The 25,985-nt window shown below is 62.8% G+C and carries 23 protein-coding genes and 1 rRNA gene; 10 read left to right on the forward strand and 14 right to left on the reverse strand.

Features of this window, described 5'->3' with window-relative positions; translation table 11 throughout:
* Positions 1-98: 98 nt before the first annotated feature.
* The 6 genes from J5J06_02310 to J5J06_02335 all read right to left on the reverse strand — a co-directional run bounded on the left by J5J06_02310 (position 99) and on the right by J5J06_02335 (position 5,843).
* Positions 99-875, reverse strand: coding sequence for a TatD family hydrolase (locus J5J06_02310; protein MCO6435902.1), 777 nt, complete (start codon positions 873-875; stop codon positions 99-101).
* Between the two features lie 60 nt (positions 876-935).
* Positions 936-1,328: a YraN family protein gene (locus tag J5J06_02315; protein MCO6435903.1), complete on the reverse strand. Its 393-nt coding sequence runs from the start codon at positions 1,326-1,328 to the stop codon at positions 936-938.
* Positions 1,303-1,698: a 50S ribosomal protein L19 gene (gene rplS, locus J5J06_02320; protein MCO6435904.1), complete on the reverse strand. Its 396-nt coding sequence runs from the start codon at positions 1,696-1,698 to the stop codon at positions 1,303-1,305. The genes J5J06_02315 and rplS overlap by 26 nt, the downstream gene beginning before the upstream one ends.
* Before the next feature lie 150 nt (positions 1,699-1,848).
* A complete protein-coding gene (trmD, locus tag J5J06_02325; protein MCO6435905.1) occupies positions 1,849-2,547 on the reverse strand; it encodes a tRNA (guanosine(37)-N1)-methyltransferase TrmD in 699 nt (232 codons plus the stop codon).
* An 18-nt stretch (positions 2,548-2,565) separates the two neighbouring features.
* Positions 2,566-2,832 (reverse strand): 30S ribosomal protein S16, encoded by a 267-nt coding sequence (gene rpsP / locus J5J06_02330; GenBank protein MCO6435906.1) that lies wholly within the window; start codon positions 2,830-2,832, stop codon positions 2,566-2,568.
* A gap of 380 nt (positions 2,833-3,212) precedes the next feature.
* A complete protein-coding gene (locus J5J06_02335; protein ID MCO6435907.1) occupies positions 3,213-5,843 on the reverse strand; it encodes a vitamin B12-dependent ribonucleotide reductase in 2,631 nt (876 codons plus the stop codon).
* 604 nt (positions 5,844-6,447) lie between these two features.
* Between J5J06_02335 and J5J06_02340 the strand changes: the two genes are divergently transcribed.
* The 3 genes from J5J06_02340 (at position 6,448) to J5J06_02350 (ending at position 8,796) form a co-directional block, all read left to right on the forward strand.
* Positions 6,448-7,275 carry a hypothetical protein gene (locus tag J5J06_02340; protein ID MCO6435908.1) on the forward strand — a complete coding sequence of 276 codons (828 nt, stop codon included), beginning with the start codon at positions 6,448-6,450 and terminating at the stop codon, positions 7,273-7,275.
* 20 nt (positions 7,276-7,295) lie between these two features.
* Positions 7,296-7,517 (forward strand): small basic protein, encoded by a 222-nt coding sequence (locus J5J06_02345; protein MCO6435909.1) that lies wholly within the window; start codon positions 7,296-7,298, stop codon positions 7,515-7,517.
* A gap of 157 nt (positions 7,518-7,674) precedes the next feature.
* Entirely contained in the window at positions 7,675-8,796 is a 1,122-nt protein-coding gene (locus tag J5J06_02350) for an aminotransferase class I/II-fold pyridoxal phosphate-dependent enzyme (GenBank protein ID MCO6435910.1), read from the forward strand.
* Between the two features lie 264 nt (positions 8,797-9,060).
* Here the strand turns inward: J5J06_02350 and rrf are convergent.
* The 3 genes from rrf to cdaA form a co-directional block, all read right to left on the reverse strand.
* Positions 9,061-9,166 (reverse strand): 5S ribosomal RNA (rrf, locus tag J5J06_02355).
* A 68-nt stretch (positions 9,167-9,234) separates the two neighbouring features.
* Entirely contained in the window at positions 9,235-10,272 is a 1,038-nt protein-coding gene (locus J5J06_02360) for a hypothetical protein (protein ID MCO6435911.1), read from the reverse strand.
* Positions 10,250-11,158 carry a diadenylate cyclase CdaA gene (cdaA, locus tag J5J06_02365; GenBank protein ID MCO6435912.1) on the reverse strand — a complete coding sequence of 303 codons (909 nt, stop codon included), beginning with the start codon at positions 11,156-11,158 and terminating at the stop codon, positions 10,250-10,252. Before cdaA ends, J5J06_02360 begins: the two co-directional genes overlap by 23 nt.
* Positions 11,159-11,646: 488 nt before the next feature.
* Here cdaA and J5J06_02370 point away from each other — a divergent pair, with 488 nt between their 5' ends.
* Positions 11,647-12,150: a DUF1579 domain-containing protein gene (locus J5J06_02370; protein ID MCO6435913.1), complete on the forward strand. Its 504-nt coding sequence runs from the start codon at positions 11,647-11,649 to the stop codon at positions 12,148-12,150.
* Positions 12,151-12,226: 76 nt separating this feature from the next.
* Here the strand turns inward: J5J06_02370 and J5J06_02375 are convergent, their stop codons facing one another.
* The 5 genes from J5J06_02375 to J5J06_02395 form a co-directional block, all read right to left on the reverse strand.
* Positions 12,227-12,754 carry a hypothetical protein gene (locus J5J06_02375; GenBank protein MCO6435914.1) on the reverse strand — a complete coding sequence of 176 codons (528 nt, stop codon included), beginning with the start codon at positions 12,752-12,754 and terminating at the stop codon, positions 12,227-12,229.
* A gap of 479 nt (positions 12,755-13,233) precedes the next feature.
* On the reverse strand, positions 13,234-14,355 hold the full coding sequence (locus tag J5J06_02380; protein MCO6435915.1) for a glycosyltransferase: 1,122 nt from the start codon (positions 14,353-14,355) through the stop codon (positions 13,234-13,236).
* Positions 14,352-15,053, reverse strand: coding sequence for a hypothetical protein (locus J5J06_02385; protein MCO6435916.1), 702 nt, complete (start codon positions 15,051-15,053; stop codon positions 14,352-14,354). Before J5J06_02385 ends, J5J06_02380 begins: the two co-directional genes overlap by 4 nt.
* Positions 15,050-15,685 carry a hypothetical protein gene (locus J5J06_02390; protein MCO6435917.1) on the reverse strand — a complete coding sequence of 212 codons (636 nt, stop codon included), beginning with the start codon at positions 15,683-15,685 and terminating at the stop codon, positions 15,050-15,052. Before J5J06_02390 ends, J5J06_02385 begins: the two co-directional genes overlap by 4 nt.
* 23 nt (positions 15,686-15,708) lie before the next feature.
* Complete coding sequence (locus J5J06_02395) at positions 15,709-16,212, reverse strand: DUF2752 domain-containing protein (GenBank protein MCO6435918.1); 504 nt, start codon at positions 16,210-16,212, stop codon at positions 15,709-15,711.
* Positions 16,213-16,522: 310 nt separating this feature from the next.
* Between J5J06_02395 and J5J06_02400 the strand changes: the two genes are divergently transcribed.
* The 6 genes from J5J06_02400 (at position 16,523) to J5J06_02425 (ending at position 25,936) form a co-directional block, all read left to right on the forward strand.
* The gene (locus J5J06_02400) at positions 16,523-17,308 is read left to right on the forward strand and encodes a succinate dehydrogenase (protein ID MCO6435919.1); all 786 of its coding nucleotides are present in this window, start codon (positions 16,523-16,525) and stop codon (positions 17,306-17,308) included.
* Between the two features lie 72 nt (positions 17,309-17,380).
* Positions 17,381-19,357: a succinate dehydrogenase flavoprotein subunit gene (gene sdhA, locus J5J06_02405; protein MCO6435920.1), complete on the forward strand. Its 1,977-nt coding sequence runs from the start codon at positions 17,381-17,383 to the stop codon at positions 19,355-19,357.
* 66 nt (positions 19,358-19,423) lie between these two features.
* Positions 19,424-20,182 (forward strand): succinate dehydrogenase iron-sulfur subunit, encoded by a 759-nt coding sequence (gene sdhB / locus J5J06_02410; GenBank protein MCO6435921.1) that lies wholly within the window; start codon positions 19,424-19,426, stop codon positions 20,180-20,182.
* Positions 20,183-20,306: 124 nt separating this feature from the next.
* On the forward strand, positions 20,307-21,887 hold the full coding sequence (locus tag J5J06_02415; protein MCO6435922.1) for a transglutaminase domain-containing protein: 1,581 nt from the start codon (positions 20,307-20,309) through the stop codon (positions 21,885-21,887).
* A 166-nt stretch (positions 21,888-22,053) separates the two neighbouring features.
* Positions 22,054-23,916, forward strand: coding sequence for a hypothetical protein (locus tag J5J06_02420; protein MCO6435923.1), 1,863 nt, complete (start codon positions 22,054-22,056; stop codon positions 23,914-23,916).
* Between the two features lie 346 nt (positions 23,917-24,262).
* On the forward strand, positions 24,263-25,936 hold the full coding sequence (locus J5J06_02425; protein MCO6435924.1) for a sigma-70 family RNA polymerase sigma factor: 1,674 nt from the start codon (positions 24,263-24,265) through the stop codon (positions 25,934-25,936).
* Positions 25,937-25,985: the final 49 nt, after the last annotated feature.

Consider the following 25,985-nt stretch of genomic DNA (forward strand, 5'->3'; position numbering starts at 1 on the left):
GTTCAGCCGGGCGGGTCCGCACGAACCGCACATGATAGGCCCCCGTCCGGCGGGAGCAAGGGTCCGGCACCCAGATCGATGAGGAACACGCCCGTATCTCACGCCAATCCGAAGAACGCCTGCGTGTTGGCCGTCATCTGCTCCGCAAGGGCTTCGAGCGATTCGCCGCGAAGCTCCGCCAGGAAGCGGGCGGTATGGGCCAAGAACGAAGGCTCGTTCGGCTTGCGCCCGCGCACCGGCTCCGGCGAAAGATACGGCGCATCCGTCTCGACCATCAGCCGGTCCGCCGGATACGTCCGCGCCACCTCCTGCGTCTCCTTCGATTTGCGAAACGTCACCGTGCCGGTGAACGAAACTCGCCAACCGTGCGCGCCGATCAGGTCTGCCTCCGCCGGGCCGCCTCCGAAGCAGTGAAACACGACGCGCCGGCCGGAGTAGCCTTCGTCAATCAGAATGGCGATCGTGTCGTCGAGCGCCTCCCGGCTGTGGATGATAATCGGGCGATCCAGCGGCAGCGCCCGTCGAAGCTGTTCGGCGAAGACCCGCTTTTGCACGGCGCGCTCCGCGAAGTCGTAGTGGTAGTCCAGGCCCATCTCGCCGAAGGCCACGATGGGCTCGTCCCGCCACAAGCGGGCGAGTTCCTCCAGGTCGGCGTCGGACACCTTGCCGGCCCCGTGCGGATGAATTCCCGCGGCGACCCGAACCACGTCAGGATATTTCCGAGCCAGACTCAGCGCAGCCGCCGCATCCGCCAGGTCCGTGGCCACGCTGATGATCCGCTCCACGCCAGCTTCCGCGGCGCGGGCGAGCACCGCCTCTAGCTGCTCCGAAAGCTCCGCGTAGGTCAGGTGGCAATGCGAATCGATGAGGTTCATGATGATTGGGGAGTGCCGCAATGATGGCACAGTTTGTTGATCGGGCGCCCCCGACCGGCATTACTCCCCACGGCGATACGCGTCCGGGAAATGCTCGATGACGGGCTTGCCGCCCGGGGGCCAGAGTACCAGCACGAGATCGAAACGACAGGGAACCGAGAGCAACCGGCGGTGGGCAAGGAACCAGCGGGCGGTGCGCTCCACCCGAAGCCACTTCTGCCGCGAGACGGTTTCATCCAGCGGCTGATGCTCTTCGGAGGCTCGTGTCTTGACTTCCACGAAGACGACGTTGTCGCCGTCGAGCGTGATCAGGTCGATTTCGCCGGCCGGGCAATGGAAATTCCGGGCCAAGACGCGATGCCCGCGCTCGGCGAGATACCGCCGGGCACGGCGCTCGCCACGACGCCCGAGGCGCAGATGTGGCGGACTACGCCGAAGCCGCAGCCAATTCAGGCTCGCGAGTCTTGCTCTTACTGACGCGAAGTTCACGCAGTCGCCGTGCCTTGCCGATGCGGTGCCGCAGGTAGTACAGCTTTGCCCGCCGCACTTTGCCGCGACGCTTGACCACCACGTCCACGACGTTCGGTGAGTGAACCAGGAAAGTCCGCTCCACGCCCTCGTCGCCGACGAACCGCCGAACCGTGAACGCTTCGTTCACGCCCGTGCTGCGGCGGGCGATGACCACGCCGGTGAACGTCTGAAGACGCTCCTTGTCGCCCTCCCGGATACGACAGCGAACGTCGACCGTATCGCCGATGTGAAACGTCGGTACACTCGACTTGAAGAACTTCTGTTCGACGATCTTGATCAGTGGCGAGGACATGCCCGAAAACTCCGCAATGCTAAACCGGCCGCTACGTCCGCCCGCTGACTTCCCGCATGGCGGAGATACCCAATCGCTCGCCCTCGATCGCACTCCCGCGATGGGCTCGCTGTAAACCCAATGCTCAACCGCCGATCCGATCGGCGTGCCCTAGTCCTCCGACTCGGCGTGTCCGCGTAACAGGTCGGGACGCCGCTCCGCCGTGATCCGCCGGGCCTGCTCTTCGCGCCAGGCGGCAACCGCCTGATGATCACCCGAAAGCAGAATCTCCGGAACGGTCATGCCCCGGAACTCGCGCGGCCGCGTGTACTGCGGATACTCCAGCATACCCATCGAGAACGAATCGCATCCCGCGGATTCGTCGTCTCCCAGGGCGCCCGGAAGCAGCCGGACGATCGCGTCAACGAGCACCATCGCGGCCGGCTCACCACCGGAGAGAACATAGTCTCCGATGGAAATCTCGCGGGAGCCGAGGCCCTCGTGGATACGCTCGTCGAACCCCTCGTAGTGCCCGCACAGAAACACCAGCCACGTTTCCCGGGCCAGGGTCTCAACGATCGACTGTGTGAGCGGTTCGCCTCGCGGACTGAGCAGTACGCGCGTCGACGTCTCCGCCCTACTGCCCTCGATGTGCTCCACGGCCTCGAAAACCGGACCGCACATCATCACCATTCCCGGGCCGCCGCCAAACGGGCGATCGTCCACGGTGCGGTGTTTGTCATGGGTGAAGTCGCGGATGTTGGTACAACCGATCGACACGAGCCCGGCTCGCCGGGCCCGACCCACGATGCTTGACTCCAGAAACGGTTCAAAAACCTCGGGAAACAGCGTGAGGATATCGATGCGCATTCCGCGCCGTCCCCGGCGCTACGATGCGCGCCCGGCCGCGCCGATCCCGTGCTTCGAAAGGAGATCGCGCACCGTTTCGCTCGGTTGAGCGCCCACGCTCAGCCAGTAGGCCACGCGCTCGCGATCGCAACTGAATTCCTGCTCGTTGCTTTCGCGGCGCGGGTCATAATGACCGAGTTCCTCGATCACGACGCTGTCCCGCGATCGGCGACGATCGACGGCGACCACCCGGTAGACCGGCACGAAACGCCGGCCGATTCGCTTGAGACGTAACCTCACAGCCACGAACGTCCTCCTGCCCGCGCCGCCTCGGCGCTTCCTATCCCTGCCACGCTGGCCAGAGTCGGGCAAGTATAGCGGAGAGCGCGGGTTCGGCAAGCCCCGCCGTGTCAGCGATCGGGCTTGGGATTTCACTCAGAAAAAGAAAGCACCGCTCGCCCGAAGGCGAAACGGTGCTTTCCGGAGGGGAAAGAAGCCAGGTAAAACGTACTGCTTAAACCGACCCCTTTATGATGTTTTCATCGGCGACATGGTTCCAAGACCTCGTCGCCAAGCGTTCTATCGTCGAACTTCCTGGGGCAACTTTTGTCGATCCTGAATTATTCTACGCACCATGTCCGAAAAGTCGCCTGTTACGCTCATTGTTACCGGACGAACGACAAATATCAACACCGGGAATAGCCGCAGGATTCACAGCTGATGCAGCCCTCCTTGTATCGGAGCGGCTGGCGGCATTCTGGGCAGACCACTTTGAACTGCGCCTCTTGTCCGGGCGCGCCGAGCGCATCGATCCGGTGCAGGGCTGAAGATAAAGTAGAAACTGATGAACGCGCCATTGTCTTTATCGCCCCCTCGCTCTGTGTTCCACGCAGCTTCGGGTCCGATGCGTTCACCCCTTTATTTCCGTTGCCGTTGCCGTGACCGTTTCCGTTCCCGTTGCCGCCGTTGCCCTCGTGCCCCGGCTTCTTGGGCGTGGGCGAGGACAGTTCGGCTTCACCAAGGAGCAGGGCTCGCAATCCGCGGTCTTCTTTGACCTTCAGGTAGCGCTTCAAAGCCCGGGCAAGACCATCACCCAGGCTCATGATTTTGCCCTCCTTGGTCTGTACCTGGAGGCTCGACCCGATCGAATGCAGCTGGCGGACCACGTGAATCAGGCTCCCGCCGGAACGCAGCCAGAGGCTGATAAGCCGGCAGATGGCCTCGAGATCACTGTTGGCCAGATCGCCACCCTTCCCGAGCTGGGCGAACACCTCCAACTCGCGCTCCGTGCGCGGATCGACGGTGATGTTGATATGCATGTTACCGAAAGGCGTAAGTTGCCGGACGCGCACGCTGCTTTGAATCTCGGGCAGGATGGCCGGCTCGAGTTCCTTGGGTGCCTCCGCCACGGCGGTCGCCTTCTGCTTGGCATGAGTCGCATCGCTGCTCTTGAGGGCCATGGGCTGGTGTTGTCGGCATCCGTTTCGGTACACGGTCACGCCCTTGCACTGCAATTCGTAGGCGAGGCGATAGATCTCATCCACCTGCTCGATACTGGCCTCTTCGGGAAAATTGATGGTCTTGGAGATGGAGGCATCGCAATGCCGCTGGAAACCGGCCTGCATGCGCATATGCCAGACGGGGGCGATGTCGTGCGCGCAGACGAACACGCGCTTCACTTCATCGGGAATGCCGTCCGCGCGGGCGAGGGTGCCGTCCGTGGCAATGCGCTCCATCAACCCCTCGCTCAAGAAGCCACGGTCACGCGCCACCTGCTCGAAGATCGGATTGATCTCGATCATCGGGGCCGCGCCCTCATCTTGCCCGCGCAATACGTTGCGGAAATACGCCAGGCTGTAGAGCGGCTCGATGCCGCCGGAACAGCCGGCAATGATGCTGATGGTGCCCGTCGGTGCCACGGTCGTGCACGTGGCGTTACGCATCGGGCGGTGGAACTTCGTGTCGTAAATGCTGCCCTTCCAGTTGGGGAACGATCCCCGCTCCCGCGCCAGTAGCTCGCTGTAGGCGTGCGATTCGTCATTGACGAACTGCATGAACCGCTCGCCCCAGGCCACGCCCTCCTCGCTGTTGTAAGGGACGTCCAGAAGATACAGGGCATCGGCAAATCCCATGATGCCTAAGCCGATCTTGCGATTGCCCTTGCAGATCGCGTCAATCTGTGGGAGGGGATAGCGGTTCGCGTCGATGACGTTGTCCAGGAAACGAACGCTCTCCTGAATCGTTTCCCGCAGGCCGTCCCAGTCCACCGCGGCTGATCCGTCTTCACCGCGGTGAACGAACAGGGCCAGGTTGACGCTGCCGAGATTGCACGCCTCGAATGGAAGCAGCGGCTGTTCCCCGCAGGGATTGGTCGCCTCGATGCGGCCGATGTGCGGCGTGGGATTGTCCTCGTTGATGCGGTCGATGAACACTACGCCCGGTTCGCCCGTCCGGTGGGCGTTGCGGACGATGAAGTCCCAGATGTCGCGCATCGTGTAGAACTCGCCCTCTGGCGCCGGTTCACCCGGCCGCAATTCCACCAGCGAGCGAATGTCGTACTCCCAGATCTTCAGCTCGCGCGGAAGCAGATAGGTGCGGCCGGTGCGCGGATTGCGCACGACGTGCGGCCCGTCGGGGTCGGTCTTGAAGGACTCCATCCAGGCGTCCGTGACTTTGACCGAGATGTTGTAATTCGTGAATTGAGAAAGATCCTCCTTGGCATGGAGGAACTTGAGAATGTCGGGATGATCGATGTACATCATCCCCATGTTGGCGCCACGGCGGAAAGCACCTTGTTGAATGGCATTGGTCGCCTCGCTGAACGCCCGCCAGAAGGAGATCGGGCCGCTCGTTGTTCCACCGGAACTCTTGATGTAGTCGCCGGTGGGGCGCAGCTCGTCGAAGGCGAAGCCCGTTCCACCCCCGGCCTTTTGAATCAGCGCGGTGTACTTGATTGCATCGAAGATCTCATCAATGCTGTCGCCGACGGGAAGCACGAAACAGGCGCTGAGCATGCCCATTTCACGCCCCGCGTTCATCAGCGTCGGGCTGTTGGGCATGAACCGCCGACTTGTCATCAGCGCATAAAAACGGTCTTCCCATTCGCTGCGAACGACCGGATCGGCGTCGTAGCTCAACTCGGCGTCGGCGATGGCCTTGGCCACGCGACGAAACAAGTCCTGCGGTGATTCCACGCACCGCCCCTGCTCATCCTTTTTCAGGTATCGCGCCTTGAGAACACGCTCCGCGTTGGGCGAGAACGCTACCGTCGCTCCGTGACCCGTCCGTCCAGGTTCCTTCCCGTTGGCCCGTACCATGTGATCTCATTCCCAAAAGTCGGCCCTGCTTGACCGAGATTATGGCGAAAACATACCCCCGGACCGCGCGCACGGCCGTTCCTTGGCACTTCAGAATCCGGGTTTAATTCGTTTGCCCCGATCCCCTGGCAAACCGCCGATCCGACCGGCCAGCGGCACATCCGATAACCGGTCCTGGTCCGCCCGGCGGGATGAAAAAGGAAGTTGCTGGCTCAAATCGGCAACCTGAAATCTACTCCACGAATGGTGTTCCGTCAAATAAAAACGCCAAGATATTGTATGCTCTTCTTCGGCATCCACTTGGGTTTCCGGTAACATTTTTCTTGCGCTAACCTTACCGCTGCAACGACCCCGAATTCACATTGCGAATTCTCCCGCCGCCCGCAAAGAAGCCCCCTAACATATTACGAATATCGAATGCCGCTGGCCCAAGAAAAATCGGTACCGATATGGGGGCATTTTGACGCAGGATCGGGCGAGAACGCTCTTGGAGCCGTCGCATTCCTGCTTTCATCTCGCGACAGCGGACTGATTGCAATTTGCGATGAATACAGTATCCTGCGGCGGCCGCGCCGGTCGATCCCCGGGGGCAGGAGGCTCCACCATGGGAAAAGCACGTCGGGGGCGAGCTCTGTTCGACCTCCTGGATCAGGAGCAGTCGGACGCAGCGGAAAAACTGAAGATTCCGGGCTGGTTTGATGGACACCGAACCGAGCGCGAGGCGCCCATCCGCATGGATCGGGAACGGGGCGCCTCAACTCGTGGCGCTGACGACGAGGGCGACGAGACAGCCCCGTTGATCGAATTTGACGGCGGATACGTGCGGCTCACCCTTTCGAGCCTGTTTGCTGCGGCCGCGGCATTTGCTTTGCTGGCGGTCCTGACGACGGTTTTTCAGGCCGGTCGGCACATGGGCTACCAGGCCGGTGCCCGCCGGGGCTTTGAGGAAGGGCGGGTTGCCGCGTTGCCGGATGGCGGTGACGAGATGGCAGCCGCCAGGAGCCAGGTGCCGGCGACGCATCTGATCGCGGCCTTGGCTCCGGAGGGCTCCAGTTCGGCGGGGGCACCGAATAGAGCCAGCGAAGCTGAGCCGGCGCTCGAGACCGCGGGGGCAACGTCGGCGTCCGGCCAGTGGGTACGAGATCACACGTACATCGTTGTCCAGGAGTTCCGCCCCGACCGGCAGCAGGATGTGGAGCCCGCCCGAGCGTTTCTGGAGGAGCGGGGCATCGGAACATCCCCGGTGACCTTCGATTCGGGGCGGATCCAGCTCATCACACGGACCGGGTTCGACCGCTCGGATGATGGGGGTCGGCGCCAGGCGGATGAGTTGCTTCAGCGGGTTCGTACCCTCGGTTCGGAGTATTACGCCTCAGGCGGCGGGTACAAGCTGGAAGGGTACTTCAAGACGTTAAAAGAAGACCATTGGTAATCGAAGCGGAGTAGGTCAGGATGTCGCTGGACAAGTCTCTCAGATCCAAGAACATGCTCGTGCGGCACCGGAATGTACTCACCCGGGCTGAGCGAATCGAAGTGCTGAAGGAAACCGGTCGCTGGTCGGAGGATTCGACGGCCCTTCACCTGCCCAAGGTGGGTCACCGCAAGGCGGCGGTGGGCAAGAAGACCAAGACCAAAGCCGCGGAGGGTGAAGGCGAGGCCAAGAAAGAGGCCTGATCCTCTGCCCCGCGGATTGGCTCCGGCGACGCCCATCGCCGATTGGAATGGTTCCAGTCGTATCAGGTCGCAATGAGCATTCATTCAGCTAAGCGGTCGAGCCGCCGGGATATGATCCACGGCGGCTCTTTGTTTGCGCATACCTGGAGGTAGCACCATGAACACGGAGCGGTTCGTCGCGGATCGCGTGAAACACATTGGCGCGTCCGGCATCCGCCGGGTGTTTGATCTCGGAGCCCAGCTCAAGGACCCCATCAATCTCTCCATCGGACAGCCCGATTTCCCTGTCCCCGCCGCAGCCAAAGACGCCATGATTTCCGCCATCCGCGCCGACCACAACGGGTACACGGTGACGCGCGGACTGCCGGCCTTGCGCCAGCGCATCGCGGGGCTGCTCAAGGAGGAACTCGGCTGGGAAGCCGACGTCTTCGTCACTTCGGGCGTTTCCGGCGGTCTCCTGTTGAGCATGCTGGCGTGCGTCAACCCGGGCGACGAGGTTATCTTTGGAGACCCTTGCTTCGTTTCCTACCCTTATCACGTCAGCCTGGCCGGCGGCGTCCCGGTACCGGTCGAGCTCTACGACGATTTCGGGCTGCATCCGGAACGCATCGCAAAAGCCATTACCTCGCGGACGAAGGTGCTGCTGTTGTGTTCACCGTCGAACCCCACGGGCGTGGTCTACCAGGAGGACGCCCTGCGGGAAGTGGTCCGGCTGGCGGAGCGGCACGACCTGCTGATCGTCATGGACGAGATCTACCACATGCTCTGCTACGACGGCCCGAGTCCGTGCCCGGTGCGATTGGCGCCGGACCGGACCCTTCTGCTTCGCGGGTTTGCCAAGTCCTACGCGATGACGGGGCTTCGGGTGGGATATGCAGCCGGACCGGAGCGGATTATCTCCGAGATGGCCAAGCTCCAGCAGTACACCTTCGTCTGCGCCCCCCATCCCGTTCAATACGGAGCCCTGGCAGCCCTGGATGTGGACATGAGCGAGCACGTGAAGTCGTACAAGGCGAAGCGCGATCTGGTGTGCCGGGAATTGAGCGGCTTCTTCGAGTTTGCACGGCCCTCCGGGGGTTTCTACGTCTTCCCGAAGGCGCCGACGAGATACCCGTCAGCGACGGCTTTCGTTGAAGAAGCAATCAAGCGGAACGTGCTGATTATTCCGGGAGAGGCGTTCAGCCGCAGGGATACCCATTTCCGCATCAGCTACGCGGCGCCGGACGAAAAAATCCGCCAGGGCTGCGCTGTCCTGCGCGCACTGGCGGAGGAGTCGTGAGATCTTGCGGCTCCAGGATCAGCCTGTGGGCGTCGCCTGCCCGGTGAGCAGGGCGAGGATGAGCTGAACCAGAAGCGGCAGAATGCTGTTGAGGATCGAGGAGATAAACAGGTTGATCATATGTCGATGCTCCCGGGGAACCGACTCCAAAGCGGTTGCCTGACACGCGACGTTGCGCCTCGACAACCGCAACTGATGTTCGGCGATCGGCTCGGGTTTCCTTTAGCGCAAGAAAATACCCGCCGAAGCGGGTATTTTTAAAAAGTGCGGCAATCACCTACTCTCGCCCGGAGACTACCATCGGCCGTGCAGGCTTAACGGCCGTGTTCGGAATGGGAACGGGTGTATCCCTGCACGTATCGTCACCGCAGCGGAAAGAATACGGAGGCCCTCGGTTTTGTCAAGCCCCCTTCTGGCACGGGAAATCGCCACAGGACGCTAACCGCCGGCGTCCGGCGGCACCTCGGCCAGGCGGAATTCGACGGGGACGGGGGGGTCGGCAAGGGTCAGGTTCGCGGGCAGTATGAATTCCGGCGTCCAGGCGCGGAAATCGCCGGGTTTCTCGAGTTCCGCTTCCTTGAGCTGAATCAGCCCGAAGGCCTTGGTCTCTCCGCGTTCGAGCTTGAGCACGTCCTCGGGCGGACCGGAGACGCGGATCGTCTGGGCGACGAGGTTGATCGGCGCCCCGTCACGGCCCACCGGTTGAAGGGGGCGCTTCAGCCCGGCGAAGCTGACCACCAGCTTGATGGGCACGGTCGGAATCTCCTTGACAACGCGCTGGTCCGCAACGATGGCCGTCCCCTCGAGCACGGGAGGCTCCACGGTTGCCCCGGGTCCAAACCGGCTGGCGTCAATGGGCACAGGAAACTCGATGCGTTTGCCGACCACGACGTCGCTTTTTTTGAGCTGTCTTTCGATTTCATCGCTCAAGTCGATGGCCGGTCTGCCGGCCTCCTGGACGATGCGATTCAGGGCCGACTCCCGCAAGCGGACTTCGACATTGGATCGATTGAGCTGCGGAGGCTGGTCGTAGTTCAAGCGCAATCGGCCCAGGGTCAACTCGAACGGCTGACGGACCCATCGATCCACCGTCAAGGGGACACTGGCGGGCGTGATCGCTCCGACATTCAGTCGGGGGTCTTCGCGCCATTGGGTCTGGATTTCGCGGCGGAGAAGTTCCTTGTTGTCGAGGGTAAGTTCCCCAGCACCGACGGGGCGATCGACGACGGGAACCCGCAGTTTGAGGGTCTCCCGGCTTGCAAGATCTTCGACAACCTTGCGGGGGCCGGCGATTTCCATCTCCACGTAGGCCTGTTCCGCCGGGGGGGGTATTTCCATGACCAAGTCGGGATTGCCCCGCGGGTACGGCTCGACGCGCACGCGCAGGTTCCGGGTGTCGTTGACCAGGCTGTCCGCCGTTGCCCAGATTAGCAGGGTCAGCACGGCGGTCATGCTAAGCAGTTTGACTTGCTCCATCGGAGGCAACTCCCGTCGGTGAGCGCCGCGCGAACCACCGGCGCCGCTTGGAGACCCGCGCCGCGGCGGGCGCTGTCAGCTCCTTGCGGAGAAACTCCCGGAGCGTTTCGGCGCTGAGCCCGCGTCGCAGCCGGCCACGATTGGCCACCGAGATCGTCCCCGTCTCCTCGGAAACGATGATCACGACGGCCTCGGCTTCGTGACTCATGCCCAGCCCGGCGCGATGGCGGCTGCCCAGCGTGCGGTCCACTTCTCCCGACTCGGCGAGCGGAAACTGACATCCGGCGGCGACAATTCGCCCCTGGTGGATGATCACCCCGAGGTCGTGAAGGCTCGTGCCGGGCCAGAAGATGGTCTCGAGCAACTCCGTGGAAACTTCGGCGTCGAGACGCACCCCGGTATCGACCAGCGCCCCCACCTCTCCGGTGCGGTCAAGGGCGATCAGCGCCCCGATCTTTTTCTTGCTCATGCGCTCGCAGGCCAGAACGATGGGTTCGATGGTCGCCTCGGTGCGCCCCACCCAGTGCTGAAGCCAGCCCACATCGCCCACCCGAAGGAGCATGCGGCGCAGCTCCACCTGGAACGCGACCAGCGCAACGAGAAAGACGCTTACGATGAAGTACGGGTAAAGGACCTTGATCCGCTCAGAATCGAAGTTCTCCGCGAGGAGCCAGACGATCGCGAAACTCACCGCCAGAATAAGCAGCACCGCCCGCACGAGCCGTGCGCCGCGTGTCCCGTGAAAGAAGCGCAGCACGGTGTAGACGGCCGCGCCGATCAGGAACCACTCGAGCAGCGTAAGCCAGGGACGATAGGCGATCTGTTCAAAGAAGGACCGCAGGGGTGCGAGGAAATTGGATTGCGCAAGCAGCGCATCGAGCTTCACGGAGACTTCCCGCGGTGGTTGAAGGCGACCGATTGCCGGACGCATCGTCCACCGAACATTAAGACATGCGCCGGGCGGCCGGCGTTGGTTTCGGCGGCTGCTCTCAAATTCCCGCCGCGTGACCCATCATATCGGCCAAGACCCTGTGAATTCCGCCCGTTTGCCGCCCGCAGCAGCGCGAGTATACGACCCGTGATCGAGGGACGCAAACGTCGTGGCAGTACTGGAAACCGCATACGATGGTAGCATCGACCGTTTGTCACGGACGACTTGCGTCGTGACGACATCGCGACAAATCGGGCGCCGCCAGATTGCAGGGTGAGTCATCCCCGTTTCGGTTGCGTGCGCGCCCTCCAGCGGGTCATGATGGTTGGCGCGACGCGGCGGGGTGTGCCGGAAAAGTTCTTGCCTCGGGGCGTGCGGCACCTTACAATAACCGAACTTCGTAGGCGAGCGGTTGCCGGAGTTCTTTGAGAGGAGCGTGAGTCGTGTCGAATTCGGATTGCATGCCGCAGGACGGCGTATCGGACCATCACAAGAAGCTCGAGCCATTCGTGGGAACCTTCAAAGCGCAGGTGAAGCTGTGGATGGGCCCGGGCGATCCCATGGTCAGCACCGGCGTGATGACCAACTCCTGGGTCCTGGGCGGACGTTTCCTCAAGCAGGATTACCGCGGCGACCAGCAGGGTCAGCCCATGCCCCCCTTCGAGGGACACGGCTACTGGGGCTTCAACAACACAACGGGAAAGTACGAGGGATTCTGGATCGACAACGCCTCGACCATGATGCAAACGGAAGTGGGGGCGATCGAATCGTCGGGTAAGGTCTGGACGATGGTCGGCGAGATGACCAATCCACAAACCAAGCAACCCTTGAGCAAACGCTCGGTCATCACGCTGCACGATGATGACCATCACGATCTGGAGATGTACTTCTCCGGCCCGGACGGAAAGGAGTCCAAGGCCATGGAGATCAAATACGAACGCGCGTAGGTGAATGCGGAATGGCGTATCGGCACCCGGTATACCGCCGATTTTGAACTTGAATGGAAATGCGCGGGCGAGAAGATCATCGGGCGTAGCGGGACCAGTCGTCCTTGGACTGTCTGATTGGCTGGCCGCATTCCGGGCAGTTCCCAGATGTGTTCCCGGTAAGGTCGTAATCACATTGCGAGCAGAATCCGCGCCGGCAGATCGGCTCCATCCTCCGAGAAATGATAAAGGCGCATGCCATGTAAGTGAGGACGCATAGAATGATCAGGGCAAGGTCCACCCTGATCGGTTGAAGTGCGCCTAGAAGGAAGCAAATCAGGACACCAGCCAGGAAGGCGATCGCCAGGGCCAAACAGAAACGTCGCGGGCGTCGGAAACATATTCCGATGGCCGGCGCGGACAGAAGTCCGAAGAAGGCGCCGATGACCGCAGTAGAAAGGTTAACATAGGGCAGGCCTAAAGGGAACAGCCGGCCCGTGTCGCCCACCAAAAAACCCACTCCCATCCCGTAAAGAAAGGCGTTGGCGTACTCGGCGCAGAACGGGATATTGAGCAATCCTGCCACGAACGACCGGCGTGCGATCCTTTGGCTGAGTGCAGGCATGAAGCGAAGTCTCCCGCCACATGAACGTCGTTATCACTCGGTGGGCGTACCAGAGAGCCTGTCGAGGACACGAGGCGGAATCGGCGTCCCGCATTCGGGACACCTGCCGGAGACATTGCCGCGAAGATTATACGAACATTTCGGGCATCGCAGGCTCTCTCGAATTGCGGAGAACTGGGTAAATGTATACCCGCAAGTGGTGCAAGGATACCGCACGGGTAGTTCTGCTGCAGCAAACGCACGGCGGACCTTCAGGATCAAGCCATTCTGCAGCGAGCACAGGAAGTTGGGCAAGGTTCGCACCCTCCGCACATCTTCTCGCGAATTGCACTTCGGGCAGGTAGGCCGGTCTGGGTTCATTGTGGGCTTCTCACTGGCCGCCGGGCGGCCCACCGTCTTGGCGGTTGGGAAGCAATACTTGCAGCGAGCAAATCATGCCACCATTCCGGAGAGATAGGCCACCAGGCCGTTGCCCCAGTTTACCCTGCGGCGGCTGAATCCGTGATTCCGGATTCAGGTTGCGAACCGGAGAGCAGGTTTTCGTACAGTCGCATGTGCTGCTCGACGCTGCGACGAACGCCGAAAATCTCGTACGCCTGTCCGCGGGCGGTCTCGCGAATGCTACGCTGGGCGGCGCTGTCCAGAATGAGTCGAGCGGCGGGCACCGCCGCGGATTCATGGCTGGGGCGCTTGAAGAGCAGGCCGTTGACCTTGGCGACGACGAGCTCGGTGACGGCGTAGTCGGCCACGGCCACCACGGCTGCGCCCGCCCCGAACGCCCACGCCACGGCGGTCATGGAGGCATCATCTTCGGGTGCCACGACCATGACATCCGCCAGCGCGAAGGCCACTTCGGCGGGAACGTCGTCACCCATAAAGATCGGTCGGCACAGGGCGGGCATGTTCCCGGCGAGCCGGCGGATGCGTCGGGTCTCCGGAGAATCGCCCGGAAGAATGAATCGGATACCCTCGCGCACGGCCGCCGCAAAGCAGGCCGCGAGGAACGCCTCACGCTGTCCGCCGCGCGGCACCGCCGGGACCGGCGCGGTCACAATGAGCTCGTTCGGCGACAATCCGAAGCACTCGCGGGGCCGTTCCCGGCGGGCACGATTGAGCAGGTTGAAGTCGACGCCGGGTCGAATCACGACGCAGCGGTCGTCGGGAACGCCACCCTCGACCAGTCGCCGCCGGACCATCTCCGCGGCGCATGCGAAAGCCGTCCGGCCCGATTGTGCGATGGTGCGCAGCAGATTCCGCTCGCGGGCGTCGATACGCGGATCGAATCGTTCCACCACGATGGGGCGATCCCCGGACGATCGCGCCGCCATCGCCGGGCGCGTTCCCCAGGCGTGGATGACATCAGCATGGCAATCGGTCGCCGCCCGGGCGACGAAGGGCGCCGCCAGGACGGGCCACCCGGCAAGCGCGGGTATCGTGCGAATCGGACCATCGAACTGATGGCGAAACGACTCGGCAGCGGGCCCGATGGAGATCACGCAATGACGGATTCGGGCTTGTTGAGCGTGATCGAGAAGCTGCCGCAGGGCGAGACGCTGTTCCCAGCTCGCGGAGGCATCCAGCACGTGCAGCACGGAGATCATTGCTGGGGACGCTCAAAGTCGCCGAGTCGGTGGTCATAGAACAGCTTGGCGATGTTCTCAGCCAAGTTGCGGGCGAGCTCCTCGGCGATGGCCTTGCGCGTCTTGAGCCGCGCGACGGTGGATCCGTCCAGCGAGGCGGTGATCACGCGGCCTTCGGGACTTTCCGGCCAGAGGCGGACCTTCGTGCGATCGCGCTCCTCCTTGGCGTTAATCACCTTCACCGAAACGCTGACATAGGCCGCGGCGGTGATGTCGGAAAACTCCTCTTCGGCGAGATAATCGCGGATTTGCAGCCACAGCACTTCAGTCGCGTCGGCCATGCGACCAATCTCCCGAGCGCCGCGCTTCTCAAAGTCAGGTTCTTCCTGGCGCAGCCGGTCGAGCGTCGAGGGCGGAATGACGCGCTGGGCCGCCTTGCGTCGCAGAAGCTCCTGGCCCAGTTCCTCGGTCAGGAAGGGTATCATCGGAGGATAATTGACGCGCGAGGTGGGATCATCGACGAGAACGAGCACGGGCTGATCCGTGAGCGTGTACTCCGCCTTGATTTTCTCTCCGCGACCGAACCCGGAGAGGAACAGAAGCTTCCCGCCGGTGTAGCCGCAGCCTGAAATGCACACGGCCGGAAGAATGCACAACGGTAGCAGGATCGCGGCGACACGCCGTACAACGGGCATGGACAGGCATTCGCGGCCGGTCATCGGATCTCAACCGTGTAGTTGTAGAACTTTCGCGCGACCATGTCGGCAAACGTCCGGTAGGTCATTTCGCGCACCAGCGGAGCGTTGGTGGCGCTGAGCACTACCGGCTGGCCCTCCGGATAGACCGCCTCGACCGGTGCGAGTTCGTAGCGATCGGCCGCGCCCGCGCCAGGACGAATATCGTACACGGCAACGGAGGCCCCGATGCGCCCCTGAAGAAATTGAGGCTGTCGCGGATCGCGAATCTGAAAAGCGATGACTTCGAGATAAAGCACGAAATCGGCATTGAACTGGCGGCCGACGGTCCGCGGATCGACGGCCACACCGGGATCGCGGCGCACGAAATCCTCCACCTCGCGGGCGTTGACCAAGTCGATCCGCTGATTGCGGGAACCGAATTCCGTGGTGAGCTTTTCCGTAACGTAGGACGCGAGCTCAAATCGGGCGTAAGGATAGTCGAAGAGCACAGCCGGGTCGGTCCAGACCAGCACGGCGACCCGGCTTCCGGGAAGCTTGTCGAACTCGGCCGTAACTTCCTTCTTGTGCTCCCCCACGAACACAAGCGGTGTCAGCCAGTTACAGCCGGAAGCGGCAACGGCCACGACGAGAACCACCAACGTGAGCGTTCGCATACCTCCGACTCCGCGACGGTAACTCAGGCGCCGCCTTCACCGTTCAGGACCAACATGGCAATCTTGACGCCCCAGCCCAGAAGGATCAACGCAACGATCAGCATGGGAACCAGGTCCCAGCGGGTCAGCCACAAGGGCAATCTGGGTGCGCGTCCCGTAACCAGCGCGCGGGCCGCCATGAGGACGGACGCAAGCGTCGCCAAGGCCAGGATCGCGCCCGCCGGTTGCGCGCCCAAGGCGGAGAGCAAATGTCCCCGCACGACGTGGGCAAATGCCGTGGTCATGCCGCAGGTCGGGCAGGGATGACCCGTGAGCACGACCATGCTGCACGGGGGCAATCCGAACTGGCGATGTGTGCCCATGCCGCTCGGGTCGGGGCGAACCGCCGCCGCGAGGGATAGGATTGCGGCGCCCCCGGCGAGAACGAGCGCCGCCACGAATCTCGTCCGCGTGGAGTCCGCCGAAGACGGCAGGACCAGGGCTCGGGCTTCCAGGCTGCATCGATCGGACGAGGGTTTGCGCTGCATGAGGGTTGCATCGCCCTGAGGGTCGGTTTGGCGCGGCGCCACCGGCACGAAAATTCGAGGATAGAAGGGCGACGGGCGCTGTCAAGCATGGGTGGCATTCCTTGACCGGGATCGAGTGCGTCATCGACGCTCGGCGGCGAATCGATTGAAACAGCCAGCCGCCGGAGAAGATGCGTGTTTCGGCGGTACGTCAATTGCTAGGGCACTGGGGAGCACTATAATCCGGGTCCCGTGCGCGACCGGCGGTGTCGCTCGGATGCCTTGCGGGGAGAGGCTGGGCTCGCCCACGAAGACGTTGGAGGTGTATCTCGTGTCGGACAGTTCCACGGCCTCGGTTTCCTTCGGACAGAAGTACTACTTCCTGATTCGCAGACTCCACTCGCTCACGGGGATCATCCCGATCGGCTTCTTCCTGATCTTCCATCTCGTGAGCAACAGCATGGTGCTGGCTCCGTCCGAGCCGCCGGGCGCGGAGTTCCAGCGGCAGGTGGAACGAATTCACGAGCTCGGGGCGCTGGTCGTCCCCCTGGAAGTCACCTTCATCTTTCTTCCGCTGCTGTTCCATGGAATACTGGGGATCCAGATCTGGCTGACCGGCAAATCGAACACGCAGTATTACGGCTACGGCGCGAATGTCCGCTATACGCTCCAGCGCGTCACGGGCATCATCGCGTTCGTCTTCATTTTCTACCACGTGTGGCAGATGCACTGGCTGGGCAAGCCGCTGGGCGGCGGGGTGTTTGATGCGCACGAGGCGGCCTCCACGACAGCGGGAGCGATTCAATCCGCCTGGTGGGTCGCCCCGTTCTACTTCGTGGGCATCCTTTGCGCGGTGTACCACTTCGCCAACGGCATCTGGACGGCGCTGATCACCTGGGGCGTTACCATTCGGCCCGCGTCGCAGCGGGTATCGGGATACATTTGCGCCACGATCGGCATTCTTCTGGGAGCCGTCGGACTGGGCGCGCTGGGCGGGTTCGTCACGTTCAAGACGTCGGACGACCATCGACCGACGTCGGTCGCCACGCAGGAGGTAAGTGCCACGCAGTCGTCGTTGGTGGATCATCCGGCAGCGCAGAGGACATCCACTCCGTAGGCAGGATCGAGGCGGAAGCCCGGTATCAGCAACGAGCGAAACAGGGTTTCATTCGAGAATCAGGTGAGCATCATGGCCAAGAAGCATGTAGTCGTCGTCGGCGGAGGGCTGGGAGGCCTGGCGGCCACGATGAAGTTGGCGGAGCAGGGTATCCACGTTTACCTGCTCAGCCTGGTTCCAGTGAAGCGCTCGCATAGCGTGTGCGCCCAGGGAGGGATCAACTCGGTCAACGACCTCACCCGCCAGCAGGGCGACACGGAGTGGCTGCACTTCGACGACTCGGTCTACGGCGGCGACTTCCTTCAGCATCAGCCGCCGGTCAAGGAGATGTGCGACTGGGCCCCCAGGGTCATCGATCTGCTCGATCGTCTGGGCGTTCCCTTCAACCGCACGGCCGAGGGGCTCCGCGATCAGCGGCGCTTCGGCGGAACCTTGTATAAGCGAACGGCTTTCGCCGGGGCCACGACCGGGCAGCAGCTTATCTACGCGCTGGACGAGCAGGTCCGCCGCTGGGAAACGGAGGGGCTGGTCGAGAAGTTCGAGTATTGGGATTTCCTCGGACCGATCCTCGACGACAACGGCGTATGCCGCGGCGTCGTCGCCCAGGACATGTTCAGCATGGAGATCCGCTCGTTCGCGGCCGATGCCGTGGTCATGGCCACCGGCGGGTGCGGGTTGATTTACGGCCGCAGCACGATGTCCATGATCTGCACGGGCGGCGCGGCCGGTCGCGTCTATCGGGCGGGCGTCAAGTACGCCAACGGCGAGTTCATCCAGGTCCATCCCACGGCAATCCCCGGGACGGACAAGCTCCGCTTGATGAGCGAGAGCGCCCGCGGCGAAGGCGGCCGAGTCTGGGTGCCGCGCAAGCCGCAGGACAACCGCGATCCCACCAGCATTCCCGCGAGTGAACGATACTATTTCCTCGAAGAGCGTTATCCGAAGTATGGCAACCTCGTTCCGCGTGACATCGCCACGCGGGAGATTTTCGACGTTTGCGTGAATCACGGGTTGAGCGTGGAGAAAGAGCGGCTTTGCGTCTATCTCGACGTGACCGAGCTGGAGCCGACCACGCAGAAGAAGCTCGACGGCATCCTGGAAATCTACGAGAAGTTTCAGGGCGCTGACCCGCGGCATGTGCCCATGAAGATCTTTCCCGCGGTGCACTACTCGATGGGCGGGCTGTGGATCGACTACGAGCGCGATGACAAGACCGGCGGTCTGGTGCCCGGCTCGCCGCGCAATCAGCACAGCAACATCCCCGGCATCTTCGTCGTCGGCGAGCAGGACTATCAATATCACGGGGCCAATCGACTGGGAGCCAACTCGCTTCTCAGTTGCATCTTCGCGGGATTGATTGTCGGGCCGTCCATCGAGAACTATCTCAAGTCGCGGAAGGACTCCGCCCAAGACCTTCCCGTTTCGCTTTTCGACGGCGCCGCAAAGCGCTGCCACGACGAGACGGACCGGCTCATTAAGAACCAGGGCAACGAGAATCCTTACAAGATTCATCAGGAACTTGGCGACTGGATGACGCGCAACGTCACTGTGGTGCGCTACAACAAAGAAATCCAGGCCACGCTGGACAAGATCGGTGAGCTCGAAGATCGCTATCAGAAAGTCGCGCTGTCCGACAAGGGGAACTGGACCAACCAGAATCTGAGCTTCACGCGGGCGTTGGGCGAGATGCTCATGCTTGCCCGGGTGATTGCCGAAGGCGCCTTGAAGCGGGACGAGTGTCGCGGAGCGCACTACAAGCCGGATTTCGCGATTCCCGCACCCGATGCGGATGACCCGGCCGAGCTGCGCCAGCAGGCCCGGAAATGGTGTGAGGCATTCAAGAAGCAAACCGATCAGTGGCTGAAGTCCACGATTGCGGAGTATTCGCCCGATGGACCGGTCTTCTCGTACGAGGAGGTCGATACCTCGCTGATTCCGCCGCGCCCGCGGACGTATGGCCTGAAAGGCGCCGAGGTCATCGAGGAAACCTGGCGGGAAATGATGAGGCCGCGCGAGTCGCGAGCCGCGGTCGGGGCGACGGCGAAGTAAGAAGCATCGGGTCCGCGCCCCCAGACTCTGGCGCGGTCCGGATATTTGAAAAAGGGCATGGGTATCATGGCCAAGACATTTCGCGTGAAAGTGCTGCGACAGGACGGCCCGCAAGACGGTTCCCATTGGGAGACGTTTGAGCTTCCCTACGAAGACGGGATGAACATTACCACGGTTCTGCTCCGCATCGCCGCCAACCCGGTTACGGTCGACGGCAAGGAGACGACGCCGGTGGCGTACGACTCATGCTGCCTGGAAGAGGTCTGCGGCGCCTGCACAATGGTCATCAACGGCCGGGTCCGCCAGGGCTGCTCGGCGCTGGTGGACGCTCTGCTCAAGGAATCGAGCGACGGCATCGAGCTGCGCCCGATGACCAAGTTTCCCGTCATCCGAGACCTGCTGGTGAACCGCAAGGCGATGTTCGAGTCGCTCAAGAAGGTCAAGGGATGGATCCATGTGGATGGCTACTACGACCTCGGACCGGGCCCGCGCGTGTCGCCCAAGGTTCAGGAGGAAGCCTACCCGCTGTCGCGTTGCATGACCTGCGGCTGCTGCGTGGAGGCCTGCCCGCAGTTCAACGAGCATTCGACGTTCATCGGCCCGGCGGCGATTTCCCAAGCCATTCTCTTCAACATGCATCCCACGGGAAAAGTGGACCGCGATGACCGCTTGGCCGTACTGGCAGGCGTCGGCGGCATTGCCGATTGCGGCAACAGCCAGAACTGCGTCAAGGTCTGCCCGAAGGAAATCCCGCTGACGGACTCCATCGCCGAGGCCGGCCGCGACACGACTTTGTACACCTTCCGCAAGTGGTTCGGGCGATAATCCAACAGGCCGGGCCTGACTTCCCTGTCGCGAGCAACGGACCTGTCGATGAGCGCGACAAAGGGCGCGTGCGCTGTTTCCATGAGCTCCGGGCCTGTCTGTACACATTCAAAGGGACGACTGCATGTCCATGAAACGATCTGAGCAATCCGGGCTTCCGTTCGGCCGTTGCCTGCTACCTGTTGCCTGTTGCCTTTTCTTCGCAATTCCCTCCGCCCGCGCGGAGGATCAGCGCATCGACCCGAACAACCCCCCGCAGGGTCGATTCGCCGACGATTGGGCCGTGATCTATCTCGCCGGACAGAAGATCGGTTACTCCCACTCATACATCACGCGCGAGGGCGACCAGATCCAGAGCTCCAGCCGCATGCACTTCTCCATCGATCGGGCCGATCAGCCCATCAAGATCGAACTGGAGCAGTCGTCGACGGAAACGATCATGGGCAGGCCGTTGGCATTTTCTTCAACAATGGACCTTTCACAATTTCGCAACACGACGAGCGGCACGGTTCAGAACGGCAGGCTGACGCTGATCACCTCGCAGTTCGGGGCCGAGACGAAACAAACGCTGGATTTTCCCGAAGGGGCCTTGATGAGCTGGGGGCTGCTCCGGGAATCGCTGGTGCGCGGATTCAAGCCCGGTACCAATTACACGGTAAAGACCTATGCACCCGAGTTGAGGACGAACGAGGCCATCCCCGCGGAGACCACGGTCGGCGAATGGGAGGAGTTTTCCGCCCAGGGGAAGACACATCGGGGGCAGCGCGTCACCGTGCGGATGAACGCACCCACGGGAACGATGGAGATGATCTCGTGGGTCGATGAGCGCGGCCTGCCCGTGCGCATGCTGGTTCCCGCGCCGGGCATCGGCGAACTGGAAGTGGTCGTCACGGACGAGAAGTCGGCGTTGGCCGACTTCGTTCCGCCCGAGCTGTTCATGAAAACGACGATCAAGGCCGATCGCCGCATCGACCGTTCCCGCGCCAACCGCATCCGCTACAAGGTGACGACGACCGTCCCGGATCTGAAGCTGGAGCCGTTCCCGGAAACGGATTCGCAGAAGGTGAAGATGCTGCCCGATGGATCGATGGAGGTGACGGTTATCCGCCAGGAGCACGCCGCAGCGGCAAGCCCCGCGCCGGGAATGTCACCAGAACAGCGCAAGGAGTATCTCGGCAGCAACCTGATGATGAACCTCGACGATCCGAAGTTGAAGAAACTCGCGGAGCAGGCCGTTGCGGGAGCTGACGTTTCCGACCCCTACAAGCTGGCCGATCAACTCCGGAAATTCGTCACTGATTATGTTGAGGAAAAGAGCCTCAACATCGGATTCGCCACGGCCAACGAGGTCTGCCGGACCAAGGAGGGCGATTGCAGCGAGCACGGCGTACTGCTGGCGGCGCTGGGTCGACTGCATGGGCTGCCCTCGCGCGTGGCGGTGGGCTTGGCCTACGTCCCCGTATTCGCCCGGCAGGACGACATTTTCGGCTACCACATGTGGACGCAGTTCTACATCGACGGCCAATGGCTGGACGTGGACGCCGCCTTGCGGGAGACGCAATGCAGCCCCACGCGACTCACCTTTGCCACCTCCTCGCTGCACAGCACGGGGCTGGCCGATCTGAGCCTGCCCCTATTGAACCGCATCGGGGCCATTAAGGTGGACATCGCCGAGGTTGATCCGCCGGAGGCGGCAACGAAGTAGCCCGGAGTTGCCACCCGGGACGACTTGGCCACCCCGGCATCCGCCGCTAGAATGCCCCCCTGCGCCAGGGGTTTCGGCGACAGAGACAGGCCGTCCCCCGGGCTGGGTGTGTTGTCTTGCCTGTTGACCTGCCTTGAGTGACCTGATCGGCAAGCCGGAGATGATCGTGAAGCCTTCCCCCCTCGCGGCCGTTGTGGCGATCGTAGCGGTTATCCTGTTCTCCGCCGGACTGTGGTTCATTTCGGCGCCGCCGTCCCGTCTTCGGGCCGAGGCGCAGATCGCCGACCACGTGGAGCGCGCCCGTCGCCTGCTCGAGCAATTCAACGTGTCGCTGGAACAATCGCAAACGATCGCCGATGAGCTGGCCCAGCGCGGCGTCGACGTCGACCTCGAGGATGTGGACGAACTGGCCGAAGAAGAGGATTTCGTCGACTACTTTCAGAAGCGACACGAGGAAGCCTGGACGACTTTCCAGCCCATGAACTGGCAGGCCGATCCCCCCCGCCCCGAACGCCCCCCCGGCTACGGGAATATCGCGGGGCTGGCTCGCAAGGGACTTTCCGAGCAGCACAGTCTTGATTCCCGCAATGGCAAGCTCCTCGACAGGGCGCTCCAGGAAATCAGCGCGGCCATGGCCGTTGGTGACGGCGACGTCAGTGGACGCAACGATGCCGAAGCCAATCGCCTCAAGGGTATCATCCTCTATCACCAGGGATTGACGGACGCACTCCGCGCGCGTCTGGTTCGAAACGATGCAACCCGGCTGCGCCAGCGACTTGTCGAGCTTTCCGACGAAGTCCTGGGGGCACAGGCTGCGATCCGCCGCGCAGAGGGCACGGAGCTGGCCGAGAAAACTGACGAGCTGAAAGACCGCATGCGGGAACGTTCCTCCGATCTCGATCGTCACAAGGGTGAGCTCGCCGCGCTGGACGAGGTGATTGGGCAGACCGAAGCGAAGCTCGCTTCGGCTCGCAGTCGGCTCGACGCTGCCCGCGCGGAAATGGATGCGCTTCGTGAGAAGGGGCTCGACTTCTCGCAGGAGAACGCTGCGGCCGTATTCGAAGAAAATCTCATGGCGCTGGACGCCAAACGACGCCAGGCGGAGCGTGACGTGCAGACGCTGCAATATGGCGACATCCCCGCGGCACGACTCGCTCCCGGTCAGGATTACCTCACGGGCCAATATGTTCAAGCCGGAACGGACCAACCGCAAACCGTACGTGGCCTGGAATCGCTCAAGGGGGACCGCGAGATCCTGGCCACTCGCGTTGCCGAACTCCAAGCCGAGCTGGACAACCTCGGCGAGGACATCGACCGCCTGGTCAAGCTGCGTCAGGCGCGCGACGGACTGCGCAGCGGGGCGGAGTCGGCGATCGCCGAGGCCCGAAGCCAGGCCAAGGACATTTACACGCTGCTCGATGACATCGAGTCGCAGGCACAAGAGATCGAAGACGCCGCTCTGGGCAAGTTGGATCAATCCGCGAAGGCGTCCGGCGCAGCCGCGCGGCTCGCTGGAGAATCGATCCGCCAGGCGCGCGAGCGCACCGAAGGCATCGCACCGGCCGCGCTGGAACGATCGCCGTTCAAGCCGCGCCTGGATGACAACGGCGTGGAGGCGGCCGCCGGGGCTCAGGAAGCTGATGCGCTGCTCGCCGCCGCCTGGGTCCGCCTTCATCAGTACCTGGGAAACAACGCCGACGCCACCTGCCTGGCGGTTACGAGAGAGCCGCTGATGTTGCCTGGCGCGGATGAAGCCGCCCGCCGGGCCGACGCCGACGAGGCACGCAGCGCCGGTGCCGAGCTCATCTCCGAGGCGATGAGGACTCTGGAGCAGGCCCACCGCAAGGGTCGCCGGCACTGGACCTATGTCGCCCAGCAGGCGGGGGCGGACTATCTCCTTGCCCTGTTCGGCTACACGGACTACCGCAAAGACGCCGTCGAAGCGTACCGCAGTGCTCTGAAGGGCCGTGAAAATGAGCCCTACACCGGTGTCTACAACGACGCCATCGCGGCATTGGGCTCGCCATAATCGAGTCTCCGGCCGTACCTGTTCGCGCCATATGGAAGACCAGCGATTGACTTTCGCGCAAAGCGATCGTGAAAAACGTACTCGGGCAGCGCAAACGCATTGTCGGATGTTGTAAGAACCGCCTCGATTCCGAGCGCCGTGGCCCCCCTCCGCGTTGACCTTGGAAAACTGCCGGGCGATAATCCACGGTGGGATACGAGCGGTTGCACCGGATTTCCGACCCCAAGCGTCGGCCCCGCCTTCCACAACACACCCGTTGGGACCGCCGCCGCATCGATCCGACGATTGGCCCGGCGTCATCGGCATGTTCCGCCGATGACCGCAAATGGGACCAGGGGGACAGGCCGTGCCCAAGTTCTACAACAAAGACATGGCCGAGCTGGCTCATCAGCTCACGCTCTCTCCGCGGAGATTGCGGATCAAGCAGATTCTGGGAGTGGAAGCGCTCCTCGATCTGGTTGAGCCTGATCGGGCCTATCCATTTGAATTCGTCTGCGCCAGGATCACGGGCTACCAGAAACGCGGACCCGAGATCAGCGCGTCCATTCCCGGACAGGCGCTTGTCAGCGACCTGGTCACCCTGGCCGAGCTCATCAGCCGCAAGGCGAGCCTGACCGTCGCGGAGGTTGGAGAGCCGTTCCAGACCCATCAGGAGCTGGCCGAGGGGCTTCGCGTCAGTACCAAGACCGTGCGTCGATGGCGCGATCGGGGCCTGATGGGCATTCGCCTCGTCTTCGAGGACGGTGTCAATCGCCTCGCGTTCCTCAAGCGAACCGTAGAGCGGTTCGTCCGCCACCACAAGAATCTCGTCGAGAAGGGCGCATCGTTCCGACAGCTCTCGGAACAGGAACGGGAGCAGATCGTCGCCCGGGCGAGAGAACTCCTGGCCAAGCGCCGCGTTCGCCTGCATGCCGCGGCGCGGACCATCGCGGAGGAGACCGGCCGGGCGGTGGAGACGGTGCGCTACACGCTCCGTCGATACGACGAGGCCAACCCCGCACGAGCGCTGTTCACGGGCCGCGCGGAGTCGATCCATACCGACAGCGATCTGGCCGTTTGGCGCGCCCATGAATCGGGCAAGGGTGCGGCCGCCATCGCCGCGACAATGGAGGTCTCGGAAGACGACATTTACGCCGCGCTGCGGCGCGTTCAACTTCAGCGATGGGTGGCATCGCCGCCACAGTACATCCACAACGAATTGTTCGACGCACCGCAGGCGGACAGCCTGATATTGGATGCGCCGGAGCCGCCACCTTCCGAGGCGGAGGCCTCCCCGCGCATCCCCAAGGATCTGCCGGGTTATCTCCAGTCGCTCTACCTGACACCGTTGCTCACCACGGAGCAGGAGCGCGACCTGTTCCGGCGCTTCAATTACCTGAAATACAAGGCCGCCATGCAGCTCCGGTCCGTGGACACACTGAGTGCGACAACGGAGGAATTCGGCGAGATCCAGGTGCTGTTGGCCCGCGCCGACGAAGTCCGCCAGCGCATCGTCCGGGCGAATCTGCGGCTGGTGGTGAGCATCGCCAAGAAGCACGTGGGCTGGTCACCGCAGTTCTTCGAGGTCATCAGCGATGGCAACGTCTCGCTGCTGCGGGCCGTGGAAAAATTCGACTACGCGCTGGGCAACAAGTTCAGCACCTACGCCTCCTGGGCGATCATGAAGAACTACGCCCGATCGATCCCGGCCGAGCAGTACCAGGCGGCGCGCTACGTAACCGGGCAGGAGGAACTGCTCGACGCGGCGCCCTGCACCGCGCCGTCGGGTGCTACTGGCGAGTCCAGCGACCGTCGCCGCGTGCAGGAACTCATCGGCGAGGGTCTCATGGCGCTCGAGGAGCGTGAACGGGAGATCGTCCGGGCACACTTCGGCCTGGGTGGTGACGGAACACCGCTTACCCTCGAGCAACTCGGCCAGCGCTTCGGCGTCACCAAAGAGCGCGTTCGCCAGATCGAGCAGCGGGCCATCGAGCGCCTGCGCGAAGTGCTCGCGCCGGAACTCGCGGATTCGCTGGTCTAGTTTCCATTCTTCCATCGAAAAAGCATCTGCTTCCGGGCATGCGTTATGC

The sequence above is a fragment of the Phycisphaerae bacterium genome (assembly GCA_024102815.1).
Taxonomy (GTDB): Bacteria; Planctomycetota; Phycisphaerae; order UBA1845; family UBA1845; genus JAGFJJ01.

Bases quoted from the DNA above. Each gene is read 5' to 3' on its own strand.
- J5J06_02345 (MCO6435909.1), top strand. From the start codon at position 7,296: ATGTCGCTGGACAAGTCTCTCAGATCCAAGAACATGCTCGTGCGGCAC.
- sdhA (MCO6435920.1), top strand. From the start codon at position 17,381: ATGGCCAAGAAGCATGTAGTCGTCGTCGGCGGAGGGCTGGGAGGCCTG.
- J5J06_02360 (MCO6435911.1), bottom strand. From the start codon at position 10,272: ATGGAGCAAGTCAAACTGCTTAGCATGACCGCCGTGCTGACCCTGCTA.
- J5J06_02375 (MCO6435914.1), bottom strand. From the start codon at position 12,754: ATGCCTGCACTCAGCCAAAGGATCGCACGCCGGTCGTTCGTGGCAGGA.
- trmD (MCO6435905.1), bottom strand. From the start codon at position 2,547: ATGCGCATCGATATCCTCACGCTGTTTCCCGAGGTTTTTGAACCGTTT.
- J5J06_02395 (MCO6435918.1), bottom strand. From the start codon at position 16,212: ATGCAGCGCAAACCCTCGTCCGATCGATGCAGCCTGGAAGCCCGAGCC.
- J5J06_02340 (MCO6435908.1), top strand. From the start codon at position 6,448: ATGGGAAAAGCACGTCGGGGGCGAGCTCTGTTCGACCTCCTGGATCAG.
- sdhB (MCO6435921.1), top strand. From the start codon at position 19,424: ATGGCCAAGACATTTCGCGTGAAAGTGCTGCGACAGGACGGCCCGCAA.
- J5J06_02390 (MCO6435917.1), bottom strand. From the start codon at position 15,685: ATGCGAACGCTCACGTTGGTGGTTCTCGTCGTGGCCGTTGCCGCTTCC.
- J5J06_02380 (MCO6435915.1), bottom strand. From the start codon at position 14,355: ATGATCTCCGTGCTGCACGTGCTGGATGCCTCCGCGAGCTGGGAACAG.
- J5J06_02350 (MCO6435910.1), top strand. From the start codon at position 7,675: ATGAACACGGAGCGGTTCGTCGCGGATCGCGTGAAACACATTGGCGCG.
- J5J06_02385 (MCO6435916.1), bottom strand. From the start codon at position 15,053: ATGACCGGCCGCGAATGCCTGTCCATGCCCGTTGTACGGCGTGTCGCC.
- rplS (MCO6435904.1), bottom strand. From the start codon at position 1,698: ATGTCCTCGCCACTGATCAAGATCGTCGAACAGAAGTTCTTCAAGTCG.
- J5J06_02335 (MCO6435907.1), bottom strand. From the start codon at position 5,843: ATGGTACGGGCCAACGGGAAGGAACCTGGACGGACGGGTCACGGAGCG.
- J5J06_02310 (MCO6435902.1), bottom strand. From the start codon at position 875: ATGAACCTCATCGATTCGCATTGCCACCTGACCTACGCGGAGCTTTCG.
- J5J06_02415 (MCO6435922.1), top strand. From the start codon at position 20,307: ATGTCCATGAAACGATCTGAGCAATCCGGGCTTCCGTTCGGCCGTTGC.